This is a genomic window from Streptomyces sp. NPDC001410, from assembly GCF_042895235.1.
Classification (GTDB): domain Bacteria; phylum Actinomycetota; class Actinomycetes; order Streptomycetales; family Streptomycetaceae; genus Streptomyces.
In genome coordinates this window covers 118022-130183 of record NZ_JBIAWE010000007.1, presented here as the reverse complement: position 1 = coordinate 130183, position 12162 = coordinate 118022, and the positions used below count along the sequence as shown (strand labels likewise).

General features: G+C 71.7%; 13 protein-coding genes. 6 read left to right on the top strand and 7 right to left on the bottom strand.

What is annotated here, in order from left to right:
* Positions 1 to 24 precede the first annotated feature (24 nt).
* The 3 genes from ACFY3C_RS16775 to ACFY3C_RS16765 all read right to left on the bottom strand — a co-directional run bounded on the left by ACFY3C_RS16775 (position 25) and on the right by ACFY3C_RS16765 (position 3303).
* Positions 25 to 1851: an NHL domain-containing thioredoxin family protein gene (locus tag ACFY3C_RS16775; protein WP_390771225.1), complete on the bottom strand. Its 1827-nt coding sequence runs from the start codon at positions 1849 to 1851 to the stop codon at positions 25 to 27.
* 65 nt (positions 1852 to 1916) lie between these two features.
* Positions 1917 to 2768: a calcium-binding protein gene (locus ACFY3C_RS16770; protein WP_390771224.1), complete on the bottom strand. Its 852-nt coding sequence runs from the start codon at positions 2766 to 2768 to the stop codon at positions 1917 to 1919.
* Between the two features lie 148 nt (positions 2769 to 2916).
* On the bottom strand, positions 2917 to 3303 hold the full coding sequence (locus ACFY3C_RS16765; protein ID WP_386572779.1) for a cupin domain-containing protein: 387 nt from the start codon (positions 3301 to 3303) through the stop codon (positions 2917 to 2919).
* A gap of 51 nt (positions 3304 to 3354) precedes the next feature.
* Here ACFY3C_RS16765 and ACFY3C_RS16760 point away from each other — a divergent pair, with 51 nt between their 5' ends.
* The gene (locus tag ACFY3C_RS16760) at positions 3355 to 4395 is read left to right on the top strand and encodes a GlxA family transcriptional regulator (protein ID WP_390771223.1); all 1041 of its coding nucleotides are present in this window, start codon (positions 3355 to 3357) and stop codon (positions 4393 to 4395) included.
* Positions 4392 to 4886, top strand: a complete 495-nt coding sequence (locus ACFY3C_RS16755; protein WP_390771222.1) for an LURP-one-related/scramblase family protein — start codon at positions 4392 to 4394, stop codon at positions 4884 to 4886. Before ACFY3C_RS16760 ends, ACFY3C_RS16755 begins: the two co-directional genes overlap by 4 nt.
* A 19-nt stretch (positions 4887 to 4905) precedes the next feature.
* Here ACFY3C_RS16755 and ACFY3C_RS16750 read toward each other — a convergent pair whose 3' ends face one another.
* Positions 4906 to 5700: a carbon-nitrogen family hydrolase gene (locus ACFY3C_RS16750; RefSeq protein WP_390771221.1), complete on the bottom strand. Its 795-nt coding sequence runs from the start codon at positions 5698 to 5700 to the stop codon at positions 4906 to 4908.
* Between the two features lie 181 nt (positions 5701 to 5881).
* Between ACFY3C_RS16750 and ACFY3C_RS16745 the strand changes: the two genes are divergently transcribed.
* Positions 5882 to 6706 carry a maleylpyruvate isomerase family mycothiol-dependent enzyme gene (locus tag ACFY3C_RS16745; RefSeq protein WP_390771220.1) on the top strand — a complete coding sequence of 275 codons (825 nt, stop codon included), beginning with the start codon at positions 5882 to 5884 and terminating at the stop codon, positions 6704 to 6706.
* A gap of 433 nt (positions 6707 to 7139) precedes the next feature.
* Here the strand turns inward: ACFY3C_RS16745 and ACFY3C_RS16740 are convergent, their stop codons facing one another.
* Together ACFY3C_RS16740 and ACFY3C_RS16735 are read right to left on the bottom strand one after the other, a co-directional pair.
* Positions 7140 to 8435 (bottom strand): nitrate/nitrite transporter, encoded by a 1296-nt coding sequence (locus tag ACFY3C_RS16740; RefSeq protein WP_390771219.1) that lies wholly within the window; start codon positions 8433 to 8435, stop codon positions 7140 to 7142.
* A complete protein-coding gene (locus tag ACFY3C_RS16735; RefSeq protein ID WP_390771218.1) occupies positions 8432 to 9082 on the bottom strand; it encodes a GntR family transcriptional regulator in 651 nt (216 codons plus the stop codon). The genes ACFY3C_RS16740 and ACFY3C_RS16735 overlap by 4 nt, the downstream gene beginning before the upstream one ends.
* A gap of 188 nt (positions 9083 to 9270) precedes the next feature.
* Between ACFY3C_RS16735 and ACFY3C_RS16730 the strand changes: the two genes are divergently transcribed.
* The 3 genes from ACFY3C_RS16730 (at position 9271) to ACFY3C_RS16720 (ending at position 11250) form a co-directional block, all read left to right on the top strand.
* Positions 9271 to 10173, top strand: coding sequence for a D-alanyl-D-alanine carboxypeptidase family protein (locus tag ACFY3C_RS16730; RefSeq protein WP_386572772.1), 903 nt, complete (start codon positions 9271 to 9273; stop codon positions 10171 to 10173).
* 85 nt (positions 10174 to 10258) lie between these two features.
* The gene (locus tag ACFY3C_RS16725; protein WP_390771217.1) at positions 10259 to 10801 is read left to right on the top strand and encodes an RNA polymerase sigma factor; all 543 of its coding nucleotides are present in this window, start codon (positions 10259 to 10261) and stop codon (positions 10799 to 10801) included.
* Positions 10798 to 11250: a hypothetical protein gene (locus tag ACFY3C_RS16720; RefSeq protein ID WP_390771216.1), complete on the top strand. Its 453-nt coding sequence runs from the start codon at positions 10798 to 10800 to the stop codon at positions 11248 to 11250. Before ACFY3C_RS16725 ends, ACFY3C_RS16720 begins: the two co-directional genes overlap by 4 nt.
* Here the strand turns inward: ACFY3C_RS16720 and ACFY3C_RS16715 are convergent.
* A complete protein-coding gene (locus ACFY3C_RS16715; protein ID WP_390771215.1) occupies positions 11247 to 12146 on the bottom strand; it encodes an alpha/beta fold hydrolase in 900 nt (299 codons plus the stop codon). The genes ACFY3C_RS16720 and ACFY3C_RS16715 overlap by 4 nt on opposite strands.
* Between the last annotated feature and the right edge of the window lie 16 nt (positions 12147 to 12162).

Below are 12162 nucleotides of genomic sequence, written 5' to 3'. Positions count from 1 at the left end.
GCCTGCGCCTCCGTCGCTGCCGGCCTACTGCTCGTCCATCCCGGCCAGGACGAGCGGCAGCCGGTCCGCCCCGCCCTCGGTGAGGCGGACCGGGACGCCCCAGTCCTGCTGGTGGACGTGGCAGGCCGGGTACTCGACGGACGGATCGTCGTCGCAGGAGGCGGCCATGGCGGAGACGTGCAGGACGCCTTCCGTGAGGGCGGCGTCGAACTCCAGGGTGCGGGACAGGTCCGTGTCGGCGCCCTCGCCCTTCAGGAGCAGCTCGGGCGGGGTCGAGGAGACCAGGAGTCGGGTCGAGGGGCCGTACCGGGTGTCGAGCTTCTGGCCCGAGGGGGCCTGGAAGACGACGTCCAACCGGACTTCGCCGGGGGCGACTTCGGTGGCCGCGCGCTGGGTGCGATGGGCGACCCCTTCCACGCGGACCGCCTCCTCCGGCAGCCGCAGCCGGGTCAGGCGGTGCCGGGCCGACTCCACGACCACGATGTCCTCGCCGACCACGACGGCGTCGCTGGGCTCGCGCAGATCGGTGGCGAGGGTGCTGACCTCGCCGGTCGCGGGGTCGTAGCGGCGCAGGGCGTGGTTGTAGGTGTCGGCGACCGCGACCGAGCCGTCCGGGAGGGCGGTGACGCCCAACGGGTGCTGCAACAGGGCCTGGTCGGCGGCGCCGTCGCGGTGGCCGAAGTCGAACAGGCCCTCGCCGACGGCGGTGTGGACGTGTCCGTCCGGGTCCACCCAGCGCAGCGCGGAGGTCTCGGAGTCGGCGAGCCAGAGCCGGTCGGCGGTGGCCGCGAGGCCGGAGGGCTGCGCGAACCAGGCCTCGGCGCCGGGGCCGTCGACCAGGCCCTCGTTGGTGGTGCCGGCCCCCACGGCGACCGTCCGCGTGGCCGGGTCGTACGTCCACAGCTGGTGGACGCCGGCCATGGCGATCCACACCCTGTCGCCGAAGACCGCCACGTCCCAGGGGGAGGAGAGGTCGATCTCGCGGGCCGGTCCTGAGGTCGGGGACCCCTGCCACCACTGGCGGCCGGTGCCGGCCAGGGTGGTCACCTCGCCGGTGGCGAGGTCCAGGCGGCGCAGGGCGTGGTTGACGGTGTCCGCGACGATCACGGACGTGCCGTCGTCGAGCAGTGCGAGGCCCTGCGGCTCGTTGAAGGAGGCCTCCCGGGGGCCGCCGTCGGCGAACCCGCGCGTGCCGCTGCCGATCCGCCGTACGACGGTCTCGGCGTCCTCGGCCAGCTCCACCAGCTGGTGCCGGGTGGTGTCGCTGACCAGGAACGTCCCGCCGGGCAGCAGCAGCGCCTTGCCGGGGAAGCGCAGCACCGTCGGCTCGGGCTCCGGCGGCACGTACGGCCCATCGCCACGGCGCAGGGTGCCCTTCGCCTCGTGCTCGGCCTCCAGCTCCCCGACCAGCCGCTCGATGGCGTGCACATGGCCCTCACCGGCGTGCTGGGCGACCACGTAGCCCTCGGGGTCGATGACGACGAGGGTCGGCCAGGCCCGCACCGCGTACTGCTTCCAGGTGGCCAGTTCGGGGTCGTCCAGCACCGGGTGCTCCACGCCGTACCGCTCCACCGCGTCCACGACCGCACCGTGCTCGGCCTCGTGCACGAACTTCGGCGAGTGCACGCCGATGACCACCACCGTGTCCCGGTGCTTCTCCTCCAGCGCGCGCAGCTCGTCCAGGACGTGCAGGCAGTTGATGCAGCAGAAGGTCCAGAAGTCCAGGACGACGATGCGTCCGCGCAGGTCGGCCAGGGTGTACTGGTTGTCTCCCGTGTTCAGCCAGCCACCCTTGCCGATCAGCTCGGGGGCGCGGACGCGGGCGCGGCGGCGGGGTGCGGAGTCGGTCATGATCCCAAGGGTGCCACCCGGCACCGACAGCGGCCTTTGGCGCCTGCCCGCGGGCCCGCAGACCCTCAGTCCTGGCGGATCACGTCCCTGCCGGGGCCGCCGGAGAGCGTGTCGCGGCCGGGGCCGCCGTACAGCTTGTCGTTCCCGCTGTTGCCGTACAGCTTGTCGTTGCCGCTGTTGCCGTACAGGACGTCGCTGCCCCTGCCGCCGGACAGCGTGTCGGCGCCCGATCCGCCGGAGATCCTGTCGTTGCCGTCGTCGCCGGACAGGTACTGGCCGCCCGCGCCGCCGCGCAGCACGTCGTCGCCCTTGCCGCCCTGCGCGATGACGAGGTCGCCGTTCGCCTGGACGGTGTCGTCGCCGTCCCCGCCGAACGCCAGCGCCGTCGCCCCCACCGTGAGCGTGTCGTCGCCCGCGCCGCCCGAGACGTCGCTGCCGTCGAGGCGTCCGGTGTCGGTGATCCTGTCGTTGCCGGCGCCCAGGGAGATCCGGGCGAAGTAGTACACCTGGTCGGTGGCGTTGTCGTAGGCGACCGTGTCGTTGCGGTCGCCGAGGTCCATCGTCAGGGCGGCGTACGGGTCCTGGCTCTCCTCGGTGGTGACCGTGCAGGAGACCTTCGTGCGGTCCGCGCTGTCGGGGTGGGCGCAGCCGTGGCCCGCGGTGATCGGGACGACGTCGTCGATCACGTAGGTGATGCCCGCGCCGCCGCCGGTGAGCGACGCGGTGACGGTGGCCTTGTTGGTCTGGCCGGCGGCGGCCTTGTAGGTGAGCTGCCAGCCGTACTGGTTGACCGCGGCGGTGGCCGGAGCCGTCGCGGCCTCGGCGGTGCCGGCCAGGGTGAGCGGTACGGCCAGGGCCGTGCCGAGGGCCAGGGTGACGGCTCGTACGACCCGGCGGCGGGCGGGACGAGAAGGCATGGGCGGACCTCCGGAAGGAACGTGCGGAGCCTGTGCGACTTGTGCAACGTCCGACTCGGCGCCCATCGCCTTGGTTGGGCAACTTCCTTACGAAAACTGGAAGTTCAACTGCGCGACACCTCTCGTCCCGCCGGATTCCGGTGCCGGGTCAGGTGAGCGCGTGGCCGGTGGTCGCGTCCACGTGGTCCGGCACCTCGTCGTGCCGGTCGCCCACCGTGAAGGTGCCGGTGGGCTCGAAGACCAGTATCTCGCTGGGCACGGGCGCGTACGGCTTGTGCCAGGTGCCGCGCGGGACGGTGAACACCGAGCCCTTGGGGAGGACGGCCGTACGTTCGCCGGCCGGCTCCCTGAGGGATATGTGCAACTCGCCGTCGAGGACCAGGAAGAACTCGTCGGTGTCGTCGTGCACGTGCCAGACGTGCTCACCCTCGACCTTGGCGACGCGGACGTCGTAGTCGTTGACCGCGGTGACGATGCGCGGGCTCCACTGCTCGGAGAAGGAGGCGAGGGCCGCCTCCAGGGAGATCGGTTCCATGCGTTCATCGTCCGGGGCGCCGGGACGGCGGACGAGTGCTAGAAATCGCACATGCCGCAAGAATCCTCTCAGCCGAAGCGGCCCCATCGGGTCGCCGTGATCGTCGACGGGGGCACGAACCCGTTCGAAGTCGGTGTCGCGACCGAACTGTTCGGGCTGCCGCGCCCCGAACTGGGCCTGCCCCGACCCCTGTACGCGGTGACACTGTGCACGCCGACGCCCGAGGTGCGGATGAACCACGGCTTCTTCACGCTGGCCGCGGTGCCCGGCCTGGAGGCGGTGGACGAGGCGGACACCCTGGTCGTGCCCGGACGCCCGGACAACGTCGTGCCGCGCGGGCCCGACGTCCTGGACGCGATCCGGCGCACGCACGCGCGTGGCGGCCGGGTCGTGAGCTTCTGCACCGGCAGCTTCGCGCTCGCCGAGGCGGGGCTGCTCGACGGCAGACGGGCCACCACCCACTGGCTGTGGGCCGACACCTTCCGGAAGCTGCACCCGAGGGTTCGGCTGGAGCCGGACGTGCTGTTCGTGGACGAGGGCGACATCCTGACCTCCGCCGGCAGCGCGGCCGCGCTCGACCTGGGGCTGCACATCTGGCGCCGGGACCACGGCGCGGAGATCGCCAACACGGTCTCCCGCCGCCTGGTCTTCGCCGCCCACAGGGACGGCGGCCAACGGCAGTTCGTGGAACGCCCGCTGCCCCCGGTCCCCGACGAGTCGCTCGGCCCGCTGCTGGCCTGGGCGCAGGAACGGCTGGGCGAGCCGCTGACGGTGGCGGACCTGGCCGCCCGCGCGGCCGTCTCCCCCGCCACCCTGCACCGCCGCTTCCGCGCCCAGTTGGGTACGACCCCGCTGGCCTGGCTCACCGGGGAGCGGGTGGCGCTAGCCTGCCGGCTGATCGAGCGGGGCGAGGAGCGCCTGGACGTCGTGGCGGCCCGCAGCGGCCTGGGCTCGGCGGCCAACCTGCGGGCGCGGCTGCGCCGCGAGACGGGGCTGAGCCCGTCGGACTACCGCAGGCGGTTCGGACCGGAGCCCGCCCCTGCGCCCGGCTCGGTGATGATCCCGCCGGGCCGGGGAACGGTACCCGCATGAGACTCCTCGTACGCGACCGGCTCCTCGGCATCGGTGACGACTACTGGATCGAGGACGAGCACGGCCGGAAGGTCTTCCTCGTCGACGGCAAGGCCATGCGGCTGCGGGACACCTTCGAGCTGAAGGACGCCCACGGGCGCGTCCTGATCGACATCCACCAGAAGATGTTCGCCCTGCGCGACACGATGGTGATCGAACGGGACGGCGAAGGCCTGGCCACCATCAAGCGCAAACGGCTGTCCCTGCTGCGCAACCACTACCGGGTCGCGCTCGTGGACGGCACCGAGCTGGACGTCAGCGGCAAGATCCTCGACCACGAGTTCGCCATCGAGTACGACGGCGAACTCCTCGCGGTGATCTCCCGTCGCCGGCTGCACCTCAGGGACACGTACGGCGTCGACATCGTGCGCGACGACGCGGACCCGGCGCTGCTGATCGCGGTGGCGGTGTGCGTGATCCATCTGGCGCAGCGGGAGCGGGAGGACGACTAGGGCGGCCTGTCGTCAGTGTTCAGCGGCGCGGCGGTTCCAGGCCCAGCATCCGGTCCTTCAGGGCCGGGAACTGTTCGCGGGTCGCCGTCACCTTCGCCGGGTCGAAGTCGACCGTGAGGATCTCCTCGCCGGCGCCTGCCTCGGCGAGCACCTCGCCCCAGGGATCCACCACGATCGAGTGACCGGCCTGGGGAACTCCGGCATGCGTCCCGGCCGTTCCACACGCGAGCACGAACGCCTGGTTCTCCACCGCCCGCGCCTGGGCCAGCAGCGTCCAGTGCGCGCGTCGCCGCTCGGGCCAGCCCGCCGGGATCACCAGCGTCTCGGCGCCGGCGTCGACGAGGGAGCGGAAGAGTTCGGGGAAACGGAGGTCGTAGCAGGTGGCCACGCCGAGGGTGGTCCCGGGCAGCCGGACCGTCACCAGGTCCCGCCCGGCGCTCATCAGCACGGCCTCGCCCTTGTCGAAGCCGAAGCGATGGATCTTTCGGTAGGCCGCGGCCAGCTCACCGGAGGGGGAGAAGACGAGAGAGGTGTTGTAGAGGGGGCCGTCCGGGTCTCGCTCGGGGATGGAGCCCGCGTGCAGCCACACGCCCGCGTCGCTCGCCGCCTTGGCCATCACCTCGTACGTCGATCCTTCGAGCGGCTCGGCCTCCAGGCCGAACTCCGCGTAGGCGAATGCCCCGGTGGTCCACAACTCGGGCAGAACGACCAGGTCGGCCCCGGCCTGTTCCCGGACGAGCGAGGCCGCCCGCTGCCGCCGATCGGCAACCGATTCGCCCTCTTCTACGGCAATCTGGATCAGCGAGGCGCGCACACTACCACCGCCCTGGCATTCGAGTCGTCCACACGGGCCTACGATCGTCACACGAAAGCACTGCCGGGGTGCCTCGTAGCAGCGTAACTTAGCGTCTCAAGACACCCGCCGAGTGCAGCCACCTCCCACTGGCAACGCCGCCACAACCGCCCGTGTACCAACCGCCGAGGGGTCCCGTTCCGTGAGTCTGCATCCCACCCTCCAGCCCTACGCCGACGCCTGGACCCACTCCATCGACGCGATATCCGAGTTGGTCGGCACGCTCCCGGAGGGCGAGTGGAACCGGCGGACGCCCTGCCCGGGCTGGTCGGTCCGTGACGTGGTCTCGCACGTCATCGGTCTGGACTGCGAGATGCTCGGCGACCCGCGTCCCATCCACACCCTCCCCCGTGACCTCTACCACGTCACCAACGAGCACCAGCGCTACATGGAGATGCAGGTCGACGTCCGCCGCCACCACACGTCGCCGGAGATGACGGCCGAGCTGGAGTACACGGTCATCCGCCGCAACCGCCAGCTGCGCAACGAGAACCGCGAACCCGGCACCAAGGTGCGCGGCCCGCTGGGCACCGAGGTCACCCTCGAACAGGCGATGCGCACCCGCGCCTTCGACGTGTGGGTGCACGAGCAGGACCTGCGCACGGCCCTCGGCCGCCCCGGCAACCTCGACTCGCCGGGCGCGCACATCACCCGCGACGTCCTGCTGTCCGCGCTTCCCAAGGTGGTCGCCAAGGACGCCGACGCTCCGCGCAGTTCGGCCATCGTCTTCGACGTGCACGGCCCGATCGAGTTCCTGCGCACCATCCGCGTGGACATCCAGGGCCGCGGCACCCTGGAGACCGCCCCCGCCCTGGGCCCCGCCGCGACGCTCAGCCTCGACTGGGAGACGTACGTCCGCCTGGCCTGCGGCCGCGTGACCCCGGAGGCGGTAGCGGACCGGTTGAAGACGGAGGGCGACCCGGACCTGACGGCGGCGATCCTGCGCAACTTCACGGTGACGCCGTAGGCCTACCGGCGACCGGCTGCCGCGGCTGGTGCAGGCTGATACCCCGCATGCTCCGAGCCGTACCGGACACCCGTCGGCTCGGCCTCGCCGCCGACGGGCGAGCACTTGGCGAGGGGCCGACGGAACTCCACAGCACAGGGCTTCTCGGACGGCGCGGGGCCCATCGGACCGTGCGGCGCCCTCGGACCGTACGGGGCCCATCGGACCACGCGGGGCCCCTCAGACAGCGCGGGGCCGTCGGACAGCGCGGCGCCCTCGGACGGCGCGGCGCCTCTCGGACCGTGCGGGGCCCATCGGACCGCACGGAGTCCGCCGGCGGCGAAGGTTTCCCGACCGACGGCACGACGGAAGGCCGCCGACGGCGAGCACCCCCACAGGTTGCTCAGCCTCTCTGCCGACTGGAAACGGGTGGTGCGCGGGTGGGAGAAAAAACTCACGCGGGCACGTGCACCGTCTCCACCCGGCTCGCCACCAACCGCTCCCGCTCCCGCCGAGCAGCCCGCCCCCGCAGCCGCAGAATCTGACTCACCCCCACCGCCTGCAGCACGAACACCACGGAGAAGGCCACCGAGTAGTCGTCCCCGGTCGCGTCCAACAGCACCCCGACCGCGAACAACGTCGTCATGGAGGCGACGAACCCACCCATGTTGGTGATCCCCGACGCCGTCCCCTGCCGTTCGGGCGGGTTGGCCGGCCGCGCGAAGTCGAACCCCAGCATCGACGCCGGCCCACACGCACCGAGCACCGCACAGAGCACCACCAGCAGCCACATGGGCGCACGCTCGCCCGGCCAGAGAATGGTCAGCGCCCACAGCACCGCCGTCGCCCCGACCGTGCCCAGCGCCAGCGGCAGCCGGGCCGCATGGTGCCGGGCGACGATCTGGCCGTAGACCAGCCCGATCGCCATGTTGCACAGGACGACGAGCGTCAGCAGCTCACCGGCCGTGGCCCGGGACAGCCCCTGAGCCTGGACCAGGAACGGCAGCCCCCACAGCAGCAGGAACACCATCGCCGGGAACTGGGTCGTGAAGTGGACCCACAGACCCAGCCGGGTCCCGGGCTCCCGCCAGGCCGCCGTGATCTGCCGACGGACGTAGGCCACACCCTGGTGCGGGACCGGCTCCGGCTCGTGCCCCTCGGGGTGGTCCTTCAGGAACAGCAGCGTCAGGACGAGCACGACCACACCGGCCAGCGCGCTGCCCGCGAACGCCGGGGTCCAGCCGAGGCCGTGCAGCAGCCGGGCCAGGACCAGCGTCGAGACCAGGTTGCCCGCCATGCCGACCAGGCCCGCGAGCTGCGCGACCAGCGGCCCGCGCCGGGCCGGGAACCAGCGGGTGCCGAGCCGCAGCACGCTGATGAAGGTCATCGCATCACCGCACCCGAGCAGCGCGCGCGAGGCGAGCGCCGTGCCGTAGGAGGGCGAGAAGGCGAAGCCGAGCTGGCCCGCCGTGAACAGCACCGTGCCGATGCCGAGCACCTTCTTGGTGCCGAGCCGGTCGACGAGCAGGCCCACCGGTATCTGCATGCCGGCGTAGACCAGCAGCTGGAGGATCGAGAAGGTCGAGAGGGCGGAGGCGCCCACGTGGAAGCGGTCGGCCGCGTCCAGCCCGGCCACGCCCAGCGACGTACGGAAGATGACGGCGACGAAGTAGACCGAGACACCGATGGACCACACCGCGACGGCGCGACGGCCACCCCGGGGGTCACCCGGCAGGGTGGCGTCGCTCATCGGACCTCACCCCGGGCGAGGTGCGAGAACCAGCTCACATGCCGGTGCACGACCCCGACGGCCGCCTCCGCGTCCCCGGAGCGCAGCGCCTCGAGGATCTCCTGGTGCTCGGCGAGCGTCTTGGCGATCCGGTCGGGGTGCGAGTGCATGACCGCGACACCCATCCTGAGCTGCCGGTCGCGCAGCTGGTCGTAGAGCCGGGACAGGATCTCGTTGCCGCCGCTGCGCACGATCTCGGCGTGGAAGCAGCGGTCGGTCTTCGCGGCTGCGGCCAGGTCACCGGCCGCAGCCTGCGTCTTCTGCTGCTCCAGCAGCTCCGCCAGCCGTTCCAGCAGCGCCGGCGGGGCGGGTACGGCCTTGCGGGCCGCGTGCTCCTCCACCAGCAGCCGGGTCTCCACCACGTCGGCGATCTCCTGCGCGGAGACCGGCAGGACCAGGGCGCCCTTCTTCGGGTACAGCCTGATCAGGCCCTCCACCTCGAGCCTGAGCAGCGCCTCCCGAACAGGTGTGCGCGAGACTCCCACGGCCTCGGCCAGTTCCCCCTCGGTGAGCAGCGTCCCCCCCTCGTAGCGGCGGTCGAGTACGCCCTGCTTCACATGGCTGTAGACACGGTCGGCGGCGGGTGGTTGCTTCGTGGGCGTGGCCATGCCCACAGGATAGATACAACACGTACGCATGGGCAGGCCCGTCCATCATGCGGACGTGACACAGATCTCCCCCGGCGACTGCACAACCTTCTGTGCTACTTACGTGTCACACATGTGCGGCCCTGCTCCCTTGCCACCTCAACTTGGCCGCACAGTAGGGGCATTCAAGACAATCGGGGTATATCACTTTGATTACCGGAATTAAGAGCACCCGCGTCCGCAGAGCCGCCGCCGTCGCCGTCACGGCCGGCGCAGTGCTCGCCACCGGAGCTCTCACCGCGGCTCCCGCGCAGGCCGTGACGACGCCCACCATCACCGCCAAGAGCGGGTTCCTGATGAACAGCGCCACTGGCACGACCCTCTTCAAGAAGTACGAGAACACCCACCGGCTCACCGCCTCCACGACGAAGATCATGACCGCGAAGGTCGTGCTCTCGCAGTCGAACCTGAACCTGGACACCAAGGTCACGATCAAGAAGGCGGTCAGTGACTACATGGTCTCGAAGGGCTACCCTTCGTCGGCCCACCTGATCGTCGGTGACAAGGTCACCGTCCGCCAGCTGCTCTACGGGATGATGCTGCCGTCCGGCTGCGACGCCGCGATGGCCCTCGCCGACAAGTTCGGCTCCGGTACGTCGGTCAGCGCGCGCGTGAAGTCGTTCATCTCGAAGATGAACACGACGGCCCAGAACCTCGGCATGACGAACACGCACTTCGACTCGTTCGACGGCATCAGCAACGGCTCCAACTACTCCTCGGCGAAGGACCTGACGCTGCTCGCCCGCAGCGCGATGAAGAGCACCACGTTCAAGACCGTCGTGAAGACCAAGTCGTACACGGCGAAGACGATCACGAGCTCCGGCGCCACGCGCACGATGGGCACGTGGACCAACACCAACACCCTGCTCGGCTGGAACGGCGTGCTCGGCATCAAGACCGGATCGGGCACCGAAGCCCACTACTGCCTCGTCTTCGCCGCCACGCTGAACGGCGAGTCGGTCATGGGCGCCGTCATGACCGCGCCCTCGGCGACCGATCGCACGTCGGACGTCAAGAAGCTCGTCAACTACGGCTACGCCAGGATCAGCTGACGCCACCCGGGGTACGGGGCCCGTCGCACGGAACCACGGATGCGGCGGGCCCTTCGCATGCCCGGGGCACTAGGGTGACCCCGACATGGACACGCAAGGGGGCAGTGCCGAGCCGTGGGAGACGGCCGCCGCGCTCGTCCGGGCCGCGCAGGGCGGGGACGCCCTGGCCATGGACGAGCTGCTGACGCTGGTGACGCCGTACGTGACCCGGCTGTGCCGCCCGATCGCGCCTCACCACGTACCCGACGCCGTACAGGAGTCGCTGGTCGCAGTCTTCAAGGGCCTGCGCGGCCTGCGCGACCCGCTCGCCTTCTACGGCTGGGTGCGCACGGTCTCCGTCCGCGAGGCGGTCCGGGTCGCCCGGCGCACCGCGGTCGAGGAACCGGCCGACCCCGTCGACCTGTCCCGGCTCGGCGGACTGCGCACCGGCACCGACGGCGAGCTGCCCGCCGACGTCCGGGACGTGCTCGCCCGGCTGCCGGTACGGCACCGCGCGGTCCTGGTCCTGCGCGAGCTGGAGGGCCTGGACGAGGCCGCCGTGGCCGAACTGCTCGGGGTCCCCACGGGCACCGTCAAGTCCCGGCTGCACCGGGCCCGTTCCGCGTTCCGGAAGGCGTGGTCGCGATGAACACCGATCCCGTACGACGCCTGCGCGTCCTGGCCGCCGGTCTGCACGCCGGCCTGTATCGCGAGGAGCACCTCGCGCTGCCGTACGAGCAGGTCTGGGCGGTCGCCTCCGACCTCTCGGCCGAACTGCCCCATCTGGTCCCCTTCCTACGAGAGTTCCGCGTCGCACCGGGCGACGCGGACCGCAAGCCGGCGCTGGCCGTGGGCCGCTCGGGCCTGCGCGAGGCCTTCGAGGTACGCCTCGCCCCCGGCTGGTGCCTGATGCAGTCCCGCCTGATCGTGGGCGGCATGGCGGCCGTACCGGAGGGCTCCGGAACACGCTTCGCGGTCCTCGGATCCACCCGCCCCACCGCCCTGCGCCCGGTCCAGTGGCTCTACGGCCAAACGCTCGGCGAGCCGCGCGGGCGGGCGTTCGTCCACCGGCTCACCGAGCGGGCGGCACTGCGCTAGCGCGACTCGGCGAACAGTTCCCCGATCCCCTCGGCGACCGCCTCCGGCCGCTCCTGCGGCAGAAAGTGCCCGGCCCCCGGCACCAGCCGCACGGTCAACTCGTCGGCGTACGGCTCCGACCCCGCGAGCAGCGACGGCGGGACCACGACGTCCCGCTCCCCGCCCAGCAGCAGCGTGGGCACGGTCAGCCGGTGCCGGCGCCACGTGCCGCGGACCAGCGCGGGGATGTCGTGCAGCACGTACTGCCAGAACAGGGACTGTGCGGCGGGCGCGCTCACGGAGGTCGCGGCCGCGTACTCGGCGAGATCGGTGTCCGTCCACACCGCCGGGTCGGCCGCCTGGTGACGCAGCAGGAAGCGGGTGAAGCCGGGCCAGTGCCGCAGGACGGCCCGCCCGAGCACCGGGTACTCGACGAACGCGGTGTACCACATCCGCCACAGGTTGGGCAGGACCGCCCGGTGCCGGGGCCAGGGGTGGAACGTGTTCAGCGCCAGGTACCCGGTGAACCGCTCCGGCGCCCGCAGACACAGCCGGAACCCCAGGTGCGCGCCCCAGTCGTGACCGACCAGCCCGACCCGCTCCAGCCCGAGCGCGTCCAGCAGCGCGAGGGCGTCCTCGGCCAGGGCGTCCATGTCATAGCCGCGCGGGGTGGGTTCGGACCAGCCGAAGCCGCGCAGGTCCGGGCAGATCAGCCGGTACCCGTCCGGAAGCAGGGCGGCGACCTTGTGCCAGGCGTACCAGTGCTGCGGGAAGCCGTGCAGCATCAGCAGCGGAGTGCCGGTGCCGCCGTACTCGGCGAGGTGCAGCCGGGCGCGCCGGACCTCCAGTCGGCGGTGCTCGGCGCGTATGTCCTGCGGCATAGGCCGGTCGGACACGACCACGGTGTGCGGTGCCATCCATGCCCCCTCTCGG